Source organism: Acinetobacter genomosp. 15BJ (genome assembly GCF_000400715.1).
GTDB lineage: Bacteria > Pseudomonadota > Gammaproteobacteria > Pseudomonadales > Moraxellaceae > Acinetobacter.
In genome coordinates this window covers 1-20182 of sequence record NZ_KE007344.1, presented here as the reverse complement: position 1 = coordinate 20182, position 20182 = coordinate 1, and the positions used below count along the sequence as shown (strand labels likewise).

Below are 20182 nucleotides of genomic sequence, written 5' to 3'. Positions count from 1 at the left end.
AGTTTTAAAGCATGCAAATCACGCGTTTAAATATCGAACGTGTACGTAATTTAAAGACGGTTGCACTCCATGAGTTGCAACCGTTTAATATTTTTTACGGCGCAAATGGCTCTGGAAAAACTTCAGTTCTCGAGTCCATTCATTTACTGGCAACAGGTCGTTCATTTCGAACCCATATTCCAAAACATTACATTCAATATGAAGCTGGGGATGCGATTGTGTTTGCACAATCTGCTAGTGAGCGTATTGGTATGCAAAAGTTGGCTTCGGGCGAACAGGTGATTAAGGTCAATGGCGATACTATTGCGACTCAAGGTCAACTGGCAAAATTATTGCCTTTACAGCATATCGATCCACAAAGTACCGATATTATTGACCATGGCGCAAAGCCTCGGCGACAGTTATTAGATTGGTTGATGTTCCACGTGGAACCTGAGTTTTATTTTGCATGGCAGTATTACTCTCGGGCACTCAAACAACGTAATAGTTTGCTCAAGGCACGGCGCAATCTGACTTTGGCTGATTTGGAGCCGTGGAACAAAATGCTCAGTGATTATGGTGAAATGTTGCATTCACAACGGGTCAGTATTGTTGAGCAATGGAACCAATTTTTCCATGAGGATTTAAAGCAACTTCTACCTCATCTTGAGATTGAACTGGAATACAATCCGGGTTTTCATACTGAGCAAGGTCTATTGCAGGACTTGGTTCAGCAGCATCAAAAAGACCTCGATCGGCGTTATACCGAGTACGGTCCGCATCGCGCTGATTTACGTTTAAAAACGCCTTTTGGCAATGCGGATGATGTGCTCTCTCGCGGGCAAAAAAAGTTGTTAATCATGGCATTAAAACTGTCACAAATTGCAATGCTACATGCGAGTAATAAGGAAACTGTGGTATTATTAGATGATCTGACAGCAGAGTTAGATGAGACTGCACAACAACGTTTAATTGAGCGATTGAGTCAGTTAGGAAGTCAAGTTTTTATGACCACCTTAGACCATGCGTCGGTATTAAAACACTTACAGGATTTGTCGATTTCTTTTCAATTATTCCACGTTGTTCACGGTCAAGTCAGTCTTGCTGCGCCATAATTTTATTTTTCATCTTTAAATAGATCAATATTACTAGGGAGTAACCATGAGTTCAGAGTCTCAATCAGTCTCTCAAACAGAACAAACAAATGAAAAGGCTTATGATTCCTCTAGTATTAAAGTATTACGTGGATTAGATGCGGTTCGTAAACGTCCAGGCATGTATATCGGTGACACCGATGATGGGACAGGTCTACACCATATGGTGTTTGAGGTGGTGGATAACGCCATCGATGAAGCTTTAGCAGGACACTGTGACGAGATTATCGTGACGATTCATGAAGATGAATCTGTTAGTGTCTCGGATAATGGTCGTGGAATTCCAACCGATATTCATCCTGAAGAAGGAGTATCTGCGGCAGAAGTGATTCTGACCATCCTACACGCAGGTGGTAAATTCGATGATAACAGTTATAAAGTGTCGGGTGGTTTACACGGTGTAGGTGTATCGGTAGTCAATGCCTTATCTAAAAAACTGCATTTGACCATTCATCGTGCTGGCCAAATCCATGAACAAGAATATGCGCATGGTGATCCGCAATATTCATTAAAAGTTGTAGGTGAAACCGATACATCGGGTACAACGGTTCGTTTCTGGCCGAGTGAACTCACCTTTAGCCAAACGATTTTTAATGTCGATATTTTGGCTCGCCGTTTAAGAGAACTGTCTTTTCTAAACGCAGGCGTGCGAATTGTATTGCGTGATGAGCGTGTAAACTTCGAACATGTTTATGATTATGAAGGTGGTTTATCTGAGTTCGTTAAATACATTAACGAAGGTAAAACCCATTTAAATGAGATTTTCCATTTCACCGCTGATACGGATAGTGGTATTGCCGTTGAAGTTGCATTGCAATGGAATGAAAGTTATCAAGAAAATGTTCGCTGCTTTACCAACAATATTCCACAAAAAGATGGTGGTACACACCTTGCAGGTTTCCGCGCTGCGTTAACCCGTGGTTTAAACCAGTATCTTGAAAGTGAAAATATTCTTAAGAAAGAAAAAGTTGCTGTCACAGGTGATGATGCGCGTGAAGGCTTAACTGCCATTATCTCAGTGAAAGTGCCAGATCCAAAATTCTCATCACAAACCAAAGAAAAATTGGTGTCGAGTGAAGTGAAGCCTGCAGTAGAGCAGGCAATGAACAAAGAGTTTTCAGCTTATTTGTTGGAAAATCCACAAGCCGCTAAATCGATTGCAGGCAAGATTATTGATGCTGCGCGTGCGCGTGATGCGGCACGTAAAGCACGTGAAATGACACGTCGTAAGAGTGCTTTAGATATCGCTGGTTTACCAGGTAAATTGGCAGACTGTCAGGAAAAAGACCCGGCATTATCTGAACTTTATCTGGTCGAGGGTGACTCTGCGGGCGGTAGTGCCAAACAAGGTCGTAACCGTAAAATGCAGGCAATTTTACCGTTGAAAGGTAAAATTCTAAACGTAGAGCGTGCGCGTTTTGACAAGATGATTTCAAGCCAAGAAGTCGGTACTTTAATTACTGCTTTGGGCTGTGGTATTGGTCGGGAAGAATATAATCCAGACAAATTACGTTATCACAAAATCATCATCATGACCGATGCGGACGTGGATGGTTCACATATTCGTACTTTGTTACTGACCTTCTTCTTCCGTCAAATGCCAGAATTGGTTGAGCGTGGCTATATCTATATTGCACAGCCGCCATTGTATAAGTTGAAGAAAGGTAAGCATGAGCAGTACATGAAAGACAATGATGCACTGGAAACCTTCCTTATTTCCAATGCGATTGATGAGCTTTCATTGCATATCAGTGCGGATGCACCTGCGATTACAGGTGAAGCATTAGCTAAGGTTATTGCCGATTATCAAGTGTCGCAAAAGAGCTTACAACGTTTAACTCAACGTTATCCAGCAAGTTTATTGGATGGTTTGCTTGAGATTGATGCGTTTAAAGCGGATCACAATCATGAGCGTGACTATGTTGAAACTTGGGCTGAGCAATTACGTGTTGCAATTGAAAAATTACAACCAAGCTTACGTCCTGAAATTAGCTTAGAAGTGTTTGAGCGTGAAAATGCGCAGGGCGAGAAATCAGCACATTATTGGCCACGCGTTACTGTGTATGTGCATAACTTACCGCATTCGTATCTATTAGATGCCGGTCTGTTAAATTCTGCTGAATATGCACGTTTACTGAAGAATTCGAAGAGCTGGTTTAAGTTGCTTGAGGAAGGGGCCTATCTACAAAAAGGTGATCGCCGTATTCAGGTCACTAGCTTCCATCAAGTGTGGCAGCACATTTTACAAGACTCGCGTCGCGGTATGATGATCCAACGCTATAAAGGTTTGGGTGAGATGAACGCAGAGCAACTTTGGGAAACCACGATGGATCCTGAAAACCGTAATATGTTGCAAGTGACCATTGATGATGCGATTGAAGCTGATCGTATGTTCTCATGCTTGATGGGTGATGACGTAGAACCACGTCGTGCATTCATTGAAGAAAATGCGTTAAATGCAGATATTGATGCTTAATCGAATTAGGCATCAATAATACTCAATATAACGGCTTATCTTTTACGGTTACGTAGGAGATAAGCTCTCCACCCTGCAACCAATAGCGGGAGTAGGGTGATGATCAAAAAAATAACATCTGCAATACCATCCATCAGCAGCATTCCAACAATTCCTGAAATACTACAGAATGCGAATAACCATAAGGTACTCAACTTATTCCACAGTTGCATTGTTAACTCCTTTTAAGCCTTTTTGTTGGCGTTTTGCCCACCATAGCCATGCGCCATTTAAGGTGATAAATAGGGTCAATAGCGTACAGAGGCTCCATAAAATTTTTAATGGCATGCCACCGTAATTGCCGAAATGTAATGGCTGTGACAGTAAAATAGCTTTGAGATAGGTGGGTAATTCTTCAACTGTATCGACTTGACCTGTTTCTGCATTGACCAAGGCGACTTTTAGCATCTTCTCTTTTAAGCCCTCATTGCCTTGCAGTAACACCATATAGTGACCTTGGGTGGCGTATTCGGTTTTTGGGTAGAACACAGTGGTGGGGTGCCAATCTGTTTCACCTTTTTGAGCTGAAGCATAGACCTGATCAATGCTTAAATTTTGATGAATCACACTGGTATGCCGATATTTATCTTGTAGTGCCTTCAGTTCGGTGATCTGCCAAACCCCAATTGCAACTGTACCAAAACCCAGTAAAAAACCTGTTAAGGTCACTACCAAGGCCCAACCAAGTACAGCAGAACCAATTAAATTATGTAGATCCAGTTGTAAAAGACGTTGACCCTTTCGAAAACGGATAATCCCCAAAAGGAATTTTTTTACATAGGGAGCATAGACCACCAACCCTGAAACCAAAGATAAGAACACTAAAAAAGCAATCAGTGCACCAATCAATTGTCCAATAAAACCTAAAAACCAGTTAGCATGCAGTTCTAGTAAGAAGCCTGTTAAGGTGTCTCGTTCATTTGGTCGATCAATCAGCGTTGCAGAACCAATATCGGCAAACAACCAACGCGCTTGTTCAAAGCTTTGTTCTGGCTTGGCCATACCAATCAATAACACACCCGGATGATGCTCAGGGTCATAGCCTGTGCTGATAATTTGCTCAGTAGGGTAGGTTTTCTGTGCGGTTGAGATTGAATCGGCTAGTGGTCGTTGCTGTTGTAAAGAAGAATGTAGAGCCGTAGGCTCGACACCAAGGGCATGATCAATCTCTTCATGAAAGATCAGTATCACCCCTGTGATGGATAAAATCGCAAAGGGCACCACAATCACCAAGCTGACCCAGCGATGAATCCATAAGTTAATGCGAAACCAGCGCGAGTTGGTTTTTTTAATGACAGTTGCTGTTTGCTTCATAACTGATTTTCCAATGAGGATGAGTGCATTGGCTTCCTTAAGATTTGTGTTTTTATGAAGTGATTTTATTTTTATTGATAATTATTTTCATTATTATTTACTATTGTTTTTTACGTTCCACGTGAAACCTTAGACTGAATAAAATGATTAAAAAAATAGGTAGTCGATGAAATCGTCTACCTATTAATGATCTATTTAAGTTTGAAATGAATGAATAATCAGATTGCTGTCAATAAAAGAGCTTATTAATTTTCTACAAAGTCACTCACTTGAATCAAAGCATGACCAAACAAGTATCCAGCAGTGACCAAGACGCTGATCCACAGTAATGCACCCAAGATGTTATAAATAACGAAATGGCTATAGTTCATGTTGCTTGAACCTGCTGCTAATGGCGCAAATGAACGAGCAAAAGGAATAAAACGAGCCAGTAGGATGGTTTTCCCCCCATGCTTTAAGAAAAACACATTGGTTTTTTGCAGGTATTCTTGCTTAATAAAGCGTGATTTCACATTGAAAATACGATCGCCAAAATGACGGCCAATATGGTAATTCACCATATAGCCCAGTGCTGCTGCAAAGAACAGTAAGCTGATCATATAACCAAGATGCATGATTTCAACCACAGAGCATAATGCACCAACAGTGAGTAGCAGACTGTCTCCAGGTAAGAAGAACATAAAAACAAAAGCGGTTTCTGAAAAAATAATCAGAAAAAGAATGAAATAAATCCATAGGCCATATTCTTGAACCAAGACAGGCAAAATATGTTCAAAATTAAAAATAAAATCTAAAGAATTCATTCAGTTTGTATGATCCAAAATAGAGTACTCACCAAATTAAAGTACAAAAAATATGAAATGAATTTAACCCTCAGGATTCATTCGTCAGTTATAAATTTACAACAGTGGGGGCTGAGTATATCGAGCCTGACACTAAAGCTCAATTTTCTCAGAAAATTCCAATTTTACCTTATCTTAAATTCTCGACAAATTCATGACATTTTTAATGATATTCATAGTGTTTTTAAGTATCCAAAGCATCTTTTAAGGCCATAAATGGGATGATTCTGTTTAAACCAATGACCTTAAGCGTTGTGATTCATACACACTCAAACAGAGATGTGTATGAATCAGTTGGCAGCTTAATCTGCAAAAGAGCTTTCCAACTCTTCCAGTTCCATCATTAATTCTAATAGTTGCTCTTCATGCTGTTCCAATTTCGCTTTTAGCTCATTTTGTTCATTCATCAGTTTAATCAAATCATTTTTGCGGTCGGCATCATATAGGGCGCTATCCGCTAAAGCATGTTCAATGTCAGCTAAGCGTGGCTGAACCTTTTCAATTTGAGCTTCGACTTTTTCGATGTTTTTACGAATTGGTCGAGTCATTTCACGGCGACGAGCTGCTTCTTTACGTTGCGCTTCTTTATCTACTTTTGCGGCAGGGGCTTGGGTCGTTGTACTTTGCTGCTGTAACGCATTTTGTGCATTGATCTGTTGTTGGCGTGCTTCACGTAACCACTTAGCATAGTCTTGTAAATCACCCTCAAACTCGGTGCATTGACCTGCATGCACTAACAGCAGGTCATCACAAACACTAGCAATTAATTGGCGTTCATGTGAAACCAGCACCACCGCACCATCAAAGTCCTGTAGAGCCATGGTCAGTGCAAGACGCATATCTAGGTCTAAATGGTTGGTTGGTTCGTCCAGAATCAAGACATTGGGACGTTGCCATACAATCAGGGCCAGCGCCAGACGTGCACGTTCACCACCAGAGAAGCTCTCACATGGCGTATCCATACGCTCGCCACTAAAACCAAAACTACCTAAAAAGGCACGTAAAGCAGCTTCACTGATGTGCTTGTCAGCAATACGTGCCAATTGCAGCATTGGGCTGGCATGGGCATCCAAAGCATCCATTTGATGCTGAGCAAAGTACCCAATATTGAGCAGTTCAGAGGCTTTGCGTTCCCCTGCAAGCAGTGGTAAATCACCGACAAGGGTCTTGATCAGGGTTGATTTACCTGCACCGTTCATCCCCAGTAAACCAATACGTGAACTTGGTGTGATTTGCAGACGAATTTTTTCAGCAATGATTTTATCGCCGTAGCCAATTGTAGCGGCATCCAAACTCAGTAGCGGTGAACTCATTTTGGTCGGTTCACGGAAGCTAAAGGTAAATGGCGTATCAATATGCGCAGGCGCCAATTGTTGCATACGCTCAAGCTGTTTAATTCGACTTTGTGCCTGACGTGCTTTGGTGGCTTTGGCTTTAAAGCGGTCAATAAACTTTTGTAGATGTGCACGCGTTTCTTGCTGCTTTTCAAAGGCTTGTTGTTGTTGTGCTAAACGTTCACTACGGGTGGTTTCAAAGGTGGAGTAATTACCGGTATATAAGGTCAGTTCTTGATTTTCGATATGTAGAATATGATCGGTAATAGCATCGAGGAAATCACGGTCATGTGAAATCAAGACCAATGTGCCTTCATAAGCTTTGAGCCAGTCTTCTAACCACAAGATTGCATCCAAGTCCAAGTGGTTGGTCGGTTCATCCAGTAACAGCAGATCTGAACGGCTCATCAGGGTCCGTGCCAAGTTCAAGCGCATGCGCCATCCGCCTGAGAAGCTGGCGACATTTAATTTTAATTGATGATCGAGAAACCCGAGACCTGCCATCAATTGTGCTGCTTTGGCGGGCGCTGCATAACCATGAATTTCGTCAAAACGACCATGCAGTCGGGCCAAATCATCATTACTGAGTTGATCTGGATGCGCTAATTTTTGTTGAATGTCCCAATATTCTTCGTCACCAGACAAAACAAAATCAATCGCTGGCATTTCCAAGGCTTTAATTTCTTGTGCCATGTGGGCCACAGTCCACACTGCAGGGCGAGTCAAATTGCCTTCATCTGCGACCAAGTCTCCTAAAAATGCAGCGAATAGGGTTGATTTACCTGCACCATTCACGCCTGTCAGACCAATTTTCCAGCCCGGATGAAGCTGCATTGATGCTTTTTGGAATAGAACTCGCCCACCACGGCGTAATGAAACTTGGTCAAATTGGATCATGAGCATGCAAAATAGCGAATAGATAGCTGCATTTTAAGGTGATCGCTCATGAATGCAAATTTTTATATTTAAGATCAAGTTGTTCGAATTGAGCTGATCAACCAATGAAAAATAGAGTAAAAACTCTATTTTTGTGATGCGAATCAGATTATTATTTAAATTATATGAAAAATAAGCAACAAGATTAAAAGTAGCAGCATAGGATTTAAGGATGAAGAAGGGAATTCTTGCATTGGGGGCAATGCTGGTGTTGGGGACCTATACAGAAACACATGCAGCGAGCAAAATTTGTGTTTTTGATTTGTTGGGGAAATCAGGAGAAGCCTATAAGGCTATGGAAGAGTGGGCCTTGGCTGCTAAAGCATGGCGTGGTGATACCTTTCTGATCAGCTATCAGAATGAAGCACTGGCAGAAAATGACTTTGAACAAGGTAAATGCGATGGCGTCTATATGACCTCGATGCGTGCGCGTCGTTATAACAAATTTGCAGGTTCGATTGATGCCATTGGGGCGGTGCCAAGCTACGCGATTGCACAGAAAGCCATTAGTTTTGCTTTGGACAAGCGTAATCAACGCCGTTTGACCAGTACCGTTGATAATGAAAACTATGAAGTTGCAGGGATTTCACAAATTGGCTTGGCCTACATCTTTGTCAAAGACAAGAAGATGAATACCATTGAGCAAATCAAAGGGAAAAAATTTGCAGTGCTTGGCTATGACGAAGCCCAAAAGATCGTGGTCAAAAGCTTAGGTGGACAAGCTGTACTTGCGGATATCTCTGATATCGCCAAAAAGTTTAATACTGGTCAGGCCGATATTATGGCGGCACCTGCCTATGCCTATAAGCCTTTAGAGCTGTCGAAGGGATTGGGCAATGAGGGGGCAATTATTACGTTCCCTGCGGTGAATATGACCATGGACTTGATTATCCGTCCTGAAAAATTCTCTAGTAATTTTGGACAGAACTCTCGGGCATGGTTTCTGAGCCGTCTGAATACCAATTTCGCACTGATCCAGCGTCTTGAATCAGAACTGCCAGCCAAATACAAAATCAATCTCAGTAACGAGGATAAAACCCGTTATCAGCAAATCTTGCGTGAGGCACGTATGGGATTGACCAAGCGCGGTATTTACGATGCCACCATGATGAGTGTATTGAAACGCGCGCGCTGTACAGTAGACCGAACCAATTTTGAATGTACCTTGGGTGGTGAGTAAATCGCTGTGACAGGGCATGTTTTCTCGCTGACTCGTGCCTATCCATCTCTGGGTCTGATTCTGTGATGCAGATGGGTAAAACAGATGAAAACCCGACATATGTATATAAAAGCGCTATTCTTTTGGTCAAAATCTGACTATATTGAATAAGCGCTGATGGAAAATTGTGCAAAATAGCAAAGTAAGGGAAAAACAAGATGAAAAAAGGACTTTGGGCATTGAGTGCTACAGCTCTATTTGTCATGAGCACTCCTGTACAGGCAAAACAACAAATTTGTGTTTTTGATTTATTGGGTAAGGCTGGGGAGTCTTATAAACTGATTGAGGAATGGAAGCTGGCTTCTAAAACATGGCAGGGTGATGTTGAACTGATTCCTTATCAAGACGAAGAAAAAGCGGAAAAAGATTTTGATGCAGGCAAGTGTGATGGGGTCTATATGACTTCGATGCGTGCACGTAAATATAATAAATTTGCAGGTTCAGTCGATGCTGTTGGGGCAGTTACCAGCAATGCCATTGCGCAAAAGGCGATTACCTATGTACTGGATAAACGTAATCAGCATCGATTAACGGCAACGATGAACGGTGAGAAATTTGAAGTTGCGGGTATTATTCAAGTTGGGTTGGCTTATATCTTTGTTCGAGATAAAAAAATAGATACCATTGAAAAAGCCAAAGGAAAAAAATTCGCTTATTTACATTACGATCAAGCACAAAAGGCCATTGTTGAAAGTATCGATCTCGTTGCTGTGCCATCGGATATTTCTGATTTTGTGAAAAAATTTAATAGTGGGCAAGTGGATGTGATTGCCGCACCTGCTTATGCGTATAAGCCTTTAGAAATCAGTAAGGGTTTGGTCAATGGTGCATTGTTTAATTTCCCTGTAGTGAATATCACGGGTGATTTAATTATTCGCCCTGCACAATTCCCAAGTGGTTTTGGTCCACAATCTCGACAATGGTTCGTGAATAAACTGCCGAGTAACTTTGCCATGGTGCAGCGTTTGGAAGCGGGAATGAATGCAAAAAAGATTACCTTAACCAATGAAGATAAAACCCGTTACCAAAAAATGTTGCGGGATGGACGTATGAATTTAACCAAGCAAGGCGTATACGATGCGAGTATGATGAATGTGCTGAAGCGTGCCCGTTGTACGGTTGAACGGACCAACTTTGAGTGTACTTTGAGTGGTGAATAAAAAGGAGAAGAACTGAGTAGATCTAAATCTATACATAAAATTAGGTATATATAACAAAATTGCCTATGAAAATAATAGAAATAGATAAAAGAGGGTAAAAAGTAAACAATCTAGTCATAAAAATAGAGTATAAGCTCTATTTTTTTTCAAAAAACATGATTAATATTTGCTTCGAACAAGGAGACAAACATAAAGTTTGTGAAAGGATGAAAAATATGAAAAAAATTGCACTTGCTCTTGCAGCAACTTCGATCTTTGGTGTGTCTGCTTCTACTCAAGCAGCAATAGATGTGTGTGTATTCGACTTATTAGGAAAGTCAGGTGAATCATACAAAATGATGCAAGACTGGGCACTCGCAGCGAAAGGCTGGGGCGCTGATGTCAACTTACTTGCAATCACGGATGAACAGGTTGCAGACAATAACTTTAAAGCGGGCAAATGTGCTGCTGTTGCGATGACAGCAATGCGTGCTCGCCCATATAACAAATTTGCAGGTTCAGTCGATTCATTGGGCGGTGCACCGAGCAATGAAGTTGCACAACGTGCAATTACTTATGTATTGGATGCACGTAATGCAGCCAAAATGACCACCAATTTGGGTGGAAACAAGTATGAAATCGGTGGTATTGCACCATTAGGCGCTGCTTACATTTTCGTACGTGACAAGAGCATTAACTCAATTGAAAAAGCAGCGGGTAAAAAATTCGCTGTATTGGGTTATGACGATGCACAAAAAATTATGGTTCAACGTGTAGGCGCGCAAGCGGTACTTTCTGATATTTCTAACTTTGCTGCTAAATTTAATAACGGCCAAGTAGATATGGTCGGTGCACCTGCTTATGCTTACAAACCGTTAGAATTAAGCAAAGGCTTAGGTTCAAATGGTGCGATGTTTAACTTCCCAGTACTTCAAGTGACTGCGGATCTTGTTCTTCGTCCAGAGAAATTCCCTGCTGGCTTTGGTCAAAAATCTCGTGATTACTTTGTGAAGCAACTTCCAAAAGCATTCGCTATGATCAAACGTTATGAAGCTGAAATTCCAGCCAAATACAAAATGAACTTAAGTGCTGAAGACAACTTGAAATATCAAAAATTATTACGTGATGGTCGTATGGACCTGACTAAACGTGGTATTTACGATGCAAGCATGATGTCTGTATTGAAGAAAGCACGTTGTTCAGTAGACAAAGCAAACTTTGAATGTGCATTACCGGGTGAATAATCCAGAATTGCCATAATCAAGACTTAAAGCCTAGATTTATCTAGGCTTTTTGTTTTTTTGCAGATGTCATTTAAGCCATTGTGTTGATTGGCAAAGCCCGTAATTATATTAAAATATAAAAACCAAATGGAATCTTGAAGATTTAAAAGATGTTTCAATCAGGAAGATTAAACATGACTGTATTCAAACATTGATTCATTGGTCAACCCTATTTAAAGATATACCGCCAGTCTTTTGATTTTGGATGGGATGCAACAACAATCAGCATAGATGCAAAGGAAAAATAAAATGCAATGGTTTAAAACTTTATTACTTGCGACTGGGATCGCCGCGGTATCTGCGGGCACTCAGGCAAAACAAACAATTTGTGTATTTGATATCGTGGGCAAAAGTGGCGATGTTTATGCATTAATGAAGGACTATCAACTCGCTGCAAAAACTTGGGGCGCTGATATTGAGCTTAAAGTCGGGACCAATGAAGCCGTGATTGCTGAAGACTTCAAAGCAGGAAAATGTGATGGGGTCAGCATCACAGGTATGCGTGGCCGCCAGTTTAACCAGTTTACGGGTTCATTGGATGCAATCGGGGCGATTACTGACCTTAAATTGGCCGTTAAAGTGATGCAGGGTTTAGCCAGTCCAGCTTTTGCCAAAGCGATGGTGAATGGTAAATATGAAGTCGTAGGTGTTATTCCTGTGGGTGATGCGTATTTACTTGTGAATGACCGTAATATCAATACCGTTGCCAAGGCGGCAGGTAAGAAAATTGCCGTTTTAGATTATGACGAAGCTCAAAAAATTATGGCTTCGCAAGTCGGCGCACAAGCGGTCAGTTCAGATATCACCAACTTTGGTGCGAAGTTTAACAATGGTCAGGTCGATATTATTGGGGCACCAGCAGCAGCATTCAAACCTTTGGAACTTTATAAGGGCTTGGGAACTAAAGGTGCGATTGTGAATTACCCAATTTTACAAGTAACCGGTAATTTGATCATTCATCCAGAGAAATTCCCTGAGGGCTTTGGTCAAAAATCAAGAGAATGGGTGAAAGCACAATTGCCGCGTGCATTTACCATTCTTGGAAAAATGAAAGCAGACATTCCACAAAAATATTGGATGGAAGTTCCAGCTTCTGACAAGCCAGGCTATCAAAAATTAATGCGTGAAGCGCGTATTAACCTGACTGCAAAAGGAATCTATGACAAGCGTATGATGAAATTACTATGGCAATTCCGTTGCCGTGAAGATGCCAAAAACTTTGAATGTGGCTTACAAGACGAGAACTACAAATAATCGTGTAAAAAGTCTTTGACCGCACTTTAAACTTCAAATACAGACCCGATATTGAGTATGCTATACTGAATATCGGGTCTTTTATTTATTAAAGACGAAGTGAAGTCGAGGAAAGTCCATCATGAACGCCCAAGCTCTAGAATTGTCAGATAATGCTGCCAAAAAAGTTCGCCAACTACGCGAAAGTGAAGGCAATAACGACCTTATGTTACGTGTTTATGTGACGGGCGGTGGTTGTTCAGGCTTCTCTTATGGCTTTAATTTCGCTGAAAGCGTCAATGAAGATGATGCTGAGTTTATGAATGGTGATGTAAAAATGTTGGTGGATTCTTTGAGTTACCAATATTTGATTGGTTCAGTTGTCGACTATCTTGAAGGACTTGAAGGTTCTCGCTTTGTGATCCAGAACCCGAATGCGACCACAACTTGTGGCTGTGGTTCATCATTCTCAATCTAACCGATTTTTGAAATAAAAAAAGCTTCTCCAATTGGGAAGCTTTTTGTTTTATACCATGGTAATTGTTCCGAGAATACGATCACCTGCTGCACCCGTCACCGCAGGTAAATTGCCACTCAGTTGTTGTACAAAGCGCATAGCCAACCACGCAAAAGCAGTTGCCTCAACCCAAGTTGGCGCTAGACCAAGTGCATCCGTCGTTTGCACCGACCAATTATGTTTACGTAGGCGCCAACGGAGTTGTTCAAGTAGATGTGAGTTATAGGCACCGCCACCACAGACATAGATCTCACCTGTCGGCATCCATTCCTTGCTACGATAAATTGCTTTTTTAATCGCACGTGTGGTGAGTTTCATTAAGGTCGCTTGAACATTCTCTGGCGTATCTTCCAGTTCATTATATTCCAGATCATTGCGCCAATCGCTGAGCTGCTCATCCAACCATTCTAAATTAAAGTCTTCGCGACCTGTGCTCTTTGGTGGTTCTTTGGCAAAAAATTCATGATTCTGTAGACGATCCAATAAAGAACGAATTGGATTGCCATATGCCGCCCAGTCGCCATTTTCATCATAAGGATGTCCTGTGTGGCGATGACACCATGCATCCATCAAGATATTGGCTGGACCCGTATCAAAGCCATATACGCCGTCTAAATTATTTGCAGGTAGCATACTGACATTTGCAATACCACCTAAATTTAAAATCACACGGTGGATACTGTCATGTAGGAATAAGGCTTGATGGAAGGCGGGCACTAAAGGTGCACCTTGACCACCTGCGGCCATATCACGACGACGGAAATCCGAGACCACAGGCAGTTGCGTAATTTCTGTGATGATATTGGGGTCACCAATTTGCAAGGTGAAGCCATGTTCAGGGCGATGACGAATGGTTTGCCCATGCGAACCAATCGCTTTAATTTGAGTGCGGTCTAAATTATTTTGTTCAATCAGTTGATTGATACCATGCCCAATCATTTGCGCTAAAGCAACATCAGCTTTGCCCATACGATCAATTTCGTTGTCATCTGGAAGGGTCAACGCCATTAACTCATCACGTAGTTCAGGCTCAAAAGGCACAGTCAGCGTGGCATGCAGTGTTAATGGATCGAATGAAGTTGCAACAATATCAACACCATCCATGCTCGTGCCTGTCATTACACCAATATAGATCGCGCTCATATACAACTTATCCTGCAAGATGCTGAAAAAATGTTAGTATATCGCACAAATTGAATAACTGATGTGTTTAGGTTTTGTGATGTCAAATTTCTTGCCAGCCGAAGAACAGCTTGCTCTCATTCAACGAGGCACGCACGAGATTATCTCTGAAGAAGATTTACTTAAAAAACTGAAAGAGAATCGTCCACTCCGTGTAAAAGCAGGCTTTGACCCAACGGCTCCTGATTTACACTTAGGGCATACTGTTCTAATCAATAAATTAAAAACCTTCCAAGATTTGGGACATGAAGTTACTTTCTTGATTGGTGACTACACTGCCATGATTGGTGATCCAACTGGTAAAAGTGCAACGCGTCCGCCGTTGTCACAAGAGCAAGTGCTTGCCAATGCAAAAACCTATCAAGAACAAGTTTTTAAAATTTTAGATCCGAATAAAACCAAAGTCCGTTTTAACTCGGAATGGTTTAATCAAAAATCTGCTGCTGATCTGATTCAATTGGCAAGCCAGCAAACCGTATCACGTATGTTAGAACGTGATGACTTTACTAAGCGTTATAACAACCATCAACCAATTGCAATTCATGAGTTCTTGTATCCATTGGTACAAGGCTATGATTCGATTGCACTTGAGGCAGATGTCGAGTTAGGTGGTACAGACCAAACCTTTAACTTGTTAATGGGTCGTACCTTACAAGGTCGTTACGGTCAAGAATCACAAGTGTGTATTACTGTGCCGATTCTTGAAGGTTTAGATGGCGTAAATAAGATGTCTAAATCTTTAGGCAACTATATTGGTGTATTTGATGCACCTGGTGCGATGTACCAAAAAATCCTGTCGATGCCAGATAGCTTGATTGAGCGTTATTTTGATCTATTGAGCTTTAAGTCACTTGATGAAATCAAAGTATTGCTTGATGAAATGGCTGCAGGTCGTAACCCGCAAGAAATCAAACGTATCTTGGCGCTTGAGCTCGTAGAGCGTTTCCATGATGCAGAAGCAGCGGAAAATGCACATAAGAGTGCAGGTAACCGTGTAACAGAAGGTGAAGTGCCAGAAGATACCCCAGAAGTGACGATTTCTCGTGGCGAGTTTGGTGGTGAGTTATTTATTGCAACCATTCTTCGTGTTGCTGGTTTAAACCCAAATGCAGCGGCAGCGAAAGACGCCGTGGGTCGTGGTGCAGTAAAAGTTGACTGGAATGTAGTTGATATGAGCTTCTCTGTAAAAGAAAATGTCACTTTAATCATTCAGTCTGGTAAAAAAGCCATTGCACGAGTGACTTTCACTGACTAAATCGAAATAAAAATAATAAAAAGCAGGCCGTGAGCCTGCTTTTTATACGCAAATAGCTGATAAAAACAACGAAAACACTGATTTTGTAGAAAAAAGAAACATGCAAAAGAAAATAATAAAAAAGGGGGTTGTGTTGGTTTGGAAATGCTGTAGAATGCACATCCATCGGCGGTGATGCAGATAAAAACTTGTTGAGAAACAAGGATTTGGCTAGAGAGGTTAGATTCTTGGATTGGTTGATAAGTTTGCTAAATATCTAAATTACCTGTTGACTTTTAAGAAATTGAGAGTAATATAGCCGACCTAGCTTGATGATGACGAATCATCGAGAAGATCATTAAGAGAATAGAAGAACAACTTGTGTGGATTTTTACTGGTTGATCAATCGAAAATATTTCATTGATTGAATGGTAAAAATTTCTCGAAGTTTATTTGAGCGAATTTTTAGTCAGAAAATTGATGAGCCAAGATTTGTAGCCATAAGCTACTAATGATTTTAAACTGAAGAGTTTGATCATGGCTCAGATTGAACGCTGGCGGCAGGCTTAACACATGCAAGTCGAGCGGAGTTATGGTGCTTGCACTATGACTTAGCGGCGGACGGGTGAGTAATGCTTAGGAATCTGCCATTTAGTGGGGGACAACATTCCGAAAGGAATGCTAATACCGCATACGTCCTACGGGAGAAAGCAGGGGATCTTCGGACCTTGCGCTAAATGATGAGCCTAAGTCGGATTAGCTAGTTGGTGGGGTAAAGGCCTACCAAGGCGACGATCTGTAGCGGGTCTGAGAGGATGATCCGCCACACTGGGACTGAGACACGGCCCAGACTCCTACGGGAGGCAGCAGTGGGGAATATTGGACAATGGGCGGAAGCCTGATCCAGCCATGCCGCGTGTGTGAAGAAGGCCTTTTGGTTGTAAAGCACTTTAAGCGAGGAGGAGGCTCTCTTAGTTAATACCTAAGATGAGTGGACGTTACTCGCAGAATAAGCACCGGCTAACTCTGTGCCAGCAGCCGCGGTAATACAGAGGGTGCGAGCGTTAATCGGATTTACTGGGCGTAAAGCGTGCGTAGGCGGCTGATTAAGTCGGATGTGAAATCCCTGAGCTTAACTTAGGAATTGCATTCGATACTGGTCAGCTAGAGTATGGGAGAGGATGGTAGAATTCCAGGTGTAGCGGTGAAATGCGTAGAGATCTGGAGGAATACCGATGGCGAAGGCAGCCATCTGGCCTAATACTGACGCTGAGGTACGAAAGCATGGGGAGCAAACAGGATTAGATACCCTGGTAGTCCATGCCGTAAACGATGTCTACTAGCCGTTGGGGCCTTTGAGGCTTTAGTGGCGCAGCTAACGCGATAAGTAGACCGCCTGGGGAGTACGGTCGCAAGACTAAAACTCAAATGAATTGACGGGGGCCCGCACAAGCGGTGGAGCATGTGGTTTAATTCGATGCAACGCGAAGAACCTTACCTGGTCTTGACATAGTAAGAACTTTCCAGAGATGGATTGGTGCCTTCGGGAACTTACATACAGGTGCTGCATGGCTGTCGTCAGCTCGTGTCGTGAGATGTTGGGTTAAGTCCCGCAACGAGCGCAACCCTTTTCCTTATTTGCCAGCGGGTTAAGCCGGGAACTTTAAGGATACTGCCAGTGACAAACTGGAGGAAGGCGGGGACGACGTCAAGTCATCATGGCCCTTACGACCAGGGCTACACACGTGCTACAATGGTCGGTACAAAGGGTTGCTACCTAGCGATAGGATGCTAATCTCAAAAAGCCGATCGTAGTCCGGATTGGAGTCTGCAACTCGACTCCATGAAGTCGGAATCGCTAGTAATCGCGGATCAGAATGCCGCGGTGAATACGTTCCCGGGCCTTGTACACACCGCCCGTCACACCATGGGAGTTTGTTGCACCAGAAGTAGGTAGTCTAACCGTAAGGAGGACGCTTACCACGGTGTGGCCGATGACTGGGGTGAAGTCGTAACAAGGTAGCCGTAGGGGAACCTGCGGCTGGATCACCTCCTTAACGAAAGATTGGTGACCGGTAAGAATCCACAACAAGTTGTTCTTCGAAGATGTATCTGAGGGTCTGTAGCTCAGTTGGTTAGAGCACACGCTTGATAAGCGTGGGGTCACAAGTTCAAGTCTTGTCAGACCCACCAAATCTGATTGCAGTAGCTTAGATTGAAAGATATGTCGTTCATTAAGTGATAAGCTGGGGACTTAGCTTAGTTGGTAGAGCGCCTGCTTTGCACGCAGGAGGTCAGGAGTTCGACTCTCCTAGTCTCCACCATACATTACGAAGTAATGTAGAAAACGAAAGTTAAATTCCAAAGATAGCTTATAGAAATTAATAAATAAGAAGATCGAATGATCTTGGTTTATTAACTTCTGTGATTTATCACAGTTTACTACTCACCGACGAGGTGGTAGTTAATCATTAACAGATTAGAAAATTGAGTCTGAAATAAATTGTTCAAACTCGATTAATTTGACACTAACGGTAATACGTAAGTATTTCAGTTAGATGAAGAATTAATCTGAGAACTAGCAAAAACACTGAATCAAGCGTTTTGGTATATGAATTAGATTGAAGCTGTATAGTGATTAAATTCACAGACAACAGATAGTAGCAATTAAGTTTGCAACGATAACACTCACTTGTATGTGTTAACGACTGTTTGGGGTTGTATAGTCAAGTAATTAAGTGCATGTGGTGGATGCCTTGGCAGTCAGAGGCGATGAAAGACGTAATAGCCTGCGATAAGCTCCGGGGAGGCGGCAAATATCCTTTGATCCGGAGATTTCTGAATGGGGGAACCCACCCGCTATAAGGCGGGTATCATAAGCTGAATACATAGGCTTATGAAGCGAACGAGGGGAAGTGAAACATCTCAGTACCCTTAGGAAAAGAAATCAATTGAGATTCCCTTAGTAGCGGCGAGCGAACGGGGAGCAGCCCATTAAGTTGTGTGTGTTCTAGTGGAACGCTCTGGGAAGTGCGAACGTAGAGGGTGATATTCCCGTACACGAAAGGGCACACACAATGATGACGAGTAGGGCGAGGCACGTGAAACCTTGTCTGAATATGGGGGGACCATCCTCCAAGGCTAAATACTCCTGACTGACCGATAGTGAACCAGTACCGTGAGGGAAAGGCGAAAAGAACCCCTGTGAGGGGAGTGAAATAGATCCTGAAACCGCATGCATACAAGCAGTGGGAGCCGACTTGTTCGGTGACTGCGTACCTTTTGTATAATGGGTCAGCGACTTATATTCAGTAGCAAGGTTAACCGAATAGGGGAGCCGTAGAGAAATCGAGTCTTAATAGGGCGTTTAGTTGCTGGGTATAGACCCGAAACCAGGCGATCTATCCATGAGCAGGTTGAAGGTTGGGTAACACTAACTGGAGGACCGAACCCACTGTCGTTGAAAAGCCAGGGGATGACTTGTGGATAGGGGTGAAAGGCTAATCAAGCCTGGTGATAGCTGGTTCTCCCCGAAAGCTATTTAGGTAGCGCCTCGGACGAATACCATTGGGGGTAGAGCACTGTTTCGGCTAGGGGGTCATCCCGACTTACCAAACCGATGCAAACTCCGAATACCAATGAGTACTATCCGGGAGACAGACTGCGGGTGCTAACGTCCGTAGTCAAGAGGAAAACAATCCAGACCGCCAGCTAAGGCCCCAAAATCATAGTTAAGTGGGAAACGATGTGGGAAGGCATAGACAGCTAGGAGGTTGGCTTAGAAGCAGCCACCCTTTAAAGAAAGCGTAATAGCTCACTAGTCGAGTCGGCCTGCGCGGAAGATGTAACGGGGCTAAAACTATGTGCCGAAGCTGCGGATTTGACTTTAAGTCAAGTGGTAGGGGAGCGTTCTGTAAGCCGATGAAGGTGTATTGAGAAGTATGCTGGAGGTATCAGAAGTGCGAATGCTGACGTGAGTAACGACAAAACGGGTGAAAAACCCGTTCGCTGAAAGACCAAGGGTTCCAGTCCAACGTTAATCGGGGCTGGGTGAGTCGACCCCTAAGGCGAGGCCGAGAGGCGTAGTCGATGGGAAATTGGTTAATATTCCAATACTTCTGTGTAATGCGATGAGAGGACGGAGAAGGTTAAGTCAGCCTGGCGTTGGTTGTCCAGGTGGAAGGTTGTAGGCATGTATCTTAGGCAAATCCGGGGTACTCTATGCTGAGAACTGATAGCAAGCTGTACTTGTACAGTGAAGTGGCTGATACCATGCTTCCAGGAAAAGTCTCTAAGCTTCA

13 protein-coding genes, 2 tRNA genes and 2 rRNA genes are annotated in these 20182 nt (G+C 42.6%); 12 read left to right on the top strand and 5 right to left on the bottom strand.

The features are described from left to right. Nucleotides 1-11 precede the first annotated feature (11 nt). A complete protein-coding gene (recF, locus tag F896_RS19470) occupies nt 12-1094 on the top strand; it encodes a DNA replication/repair protein RecF (RefSeq protein WP_016162101.1) in 1083 nt (360 codons plus the stop codon). A 46-nt stretch (nt 1095-1140) separates the two neighbouring features. Next, entirely contained in the window at nt 1141-3609 is a 2469-nt protein-coding gene (gene gyrB / locus F896_RS19475) for a DNA topoisomerase (ATP-hydrolyzing) subunit B (protein ID WP_016162100.1), read from the top strand. A gap of 35 nt (nt 3610-3644) precedes the next feature. On the opposite strand, the gene F896_RS20955 is transcribed toward gyrB, so the two are convergent. The 4 genes from F896_RS20955 to F896_RS19490 form a co-directional block, all read right to left on the bottom strand. Next, nucleotides 3645-3821 carry a hypothetical protein gene (locus F896_RS20955; RefSeq protein WP_016162099.1) on the bottom strand — a complete coding sequence of 59 codons (177 nt, stop codon included), beginning with the start codon at nt 3819-3821 and terminating at the stop codon, nt 3645-3647. Further along, the gene (locus tag F896_RS19480) at nt 3805-4962 is read right to left on the bottom strand and encodes a PepSY-associated TM helix domain-containing protein (RefSeq protein WP_016162098.1); all 1158 of its coding nucleotides are present in this window, start codon (nt 4960-4962) and stop codon (nt 3805-3807) included. Before F896_RS19480 ends, F896_RS20955 begins: the two co-directional genes overlap by 17 nt. A gap of 245 nt (nt 4963-5207) precedes the next feature. Further along, a complete protein-coding gene (locus F896_RS19485) occupies nt 5208-5765 on the bottom strand; it encodes a VTT domain-containing protein (RefSeq protein WP_004803355.1) in 558 nt (185 codons plus the stop codon). Nucleotides 5766-6106: 341 nt separating this feature from the next. Further along, nucleotides 6107-8035, bottom strand: a complete 1929-nt coding sequence (locus F896_RS19490; protein ID WP_016162097.1) for an ATP-binding cassette domain-containing protein — start codon at nt 8033-8035, stop codon at nt 6107-6109. 211 nt (nt 8036-8246) lie between these two features. On the opposite strand from F896_RS19490, the gene F896_RS19495 reads away from it, so the two are divergent. The 5 genes from F896_RS19495 (at nt 8247) to erpA (ending at nt 13426) form a co-directional block, all read left to right on the top strand. Next, nucleotides 8247-9254: a putative solute-binding protein gene (locus F896_RS19495; RefSeq protein ID WP_016162096.1), complete on the top strand. Its 1008-nt coding sequence runs from the start codon at nt 8247-8249 to the stop codon at nt 9252-9254. Between the two features lie 197 nt (nt 9255-9451). Then, nucleotides 9452-10453, top strand: a complete 1002-nt coding sequence (locus F896_RS19500; RefSeq protein ID WP_004803362.1) for a putative solute-binding protein — start codon at nt 9452-9454, stop codon at nt 10451-10453. Nucleotides 10454-10668: 215 nt separating this feature from the next. Continuing rightward, nucleotides 10669-11676, top strand: a complete 1008-nt coding sequence (locus F896_RS19505; RefSeq protein WP_004803364.1) for a putative solute-binding protein — start codon at nt 10669-10671, stop codon at nt 11674-11676. A 288-nt stretch (nt 11677-11964) separates the two neighbouring features. Continuing rightward, nucleotides 11965-12969, top strand: coding sequence for a putative solute-binding protein (locus F896_RS19510; RefSeq protein ID WP_016162095.1), 1005 nt, complete (start codon nt 11965-11967; stop codon nt 12967-12969). 121 nt (nt 12970-13090) lie between these two features. Then, complete coding sequence (gene erpA / locus F896_RS19515) at nt 13091-13426, top strand: iron-sulfur cluster insertion protein ErpA (RefSeq protein ID WP_005186235.1); 336 nt, start codon at nt 13091-13093, stop codon at nt 13424-13426. A 48-nt stretch (nt 13427-13474) separates the two neighbouring features. Here erpA and F896_RS19520 read toward each other — a convergent pair whose 3' ends face one another. Continuing rightward, nucleotides 13475-14608: an anhydro-N-acetylmuramic acid kinase gene (locus tag F896_RS19520; protein WP_016162094.1), complete on the bottom strand. Its 1134-nt coding sequence runs from the start codon at nt 14606-14608 to the stop codon at nt 13475-13477. Nucleotides 14609-14669: 61 nt separating this feature from the next. Between F896_RS19520 and tyrS the strand changes: the two genes are divergently transcribed. The 5 genes from tyrS to F896_RS0119545 all read left to right on the top strand — a co-directional run. Next, nucleotides 14670-15902: a tyrosine--tRNA ligase gene (gene tyrS / locus F896_RS19525; RefSeq protein ID WP_155765768.1), complete on the top strand. Its 1233-nt coding sequence runs from the start codon at nt 14670-14672 to the stop codon at nt 15900-15902. A 498-nt stretch (nt 15903-16400) separates the two neighbouring features. Beyond that, nucleotides 16401-17938 (top strand): 16S ribosomal RNA (locus F896_RS19530). Nucleotides 17939-17997: 59 nt separating this feature from the next. Next, nucleotides 17998-18074, top strand: a tRNA-Ile gene (locus F896_RS19535). A gap of 55 nt (nt 18075-18129) precedes the next feature. After that, nucleotides 18130-18205 (top strand) — tRNA-Ala (locus F896_RS19540). 400 nt (nt 18206-18605) lie between these two features. Continuing rightward, nucleotides 18606-20182: ribosomal RNA gene (locus F896_RS0119545) — 23S ribosomal RNA — on the top strand; the annotation flags it as partial.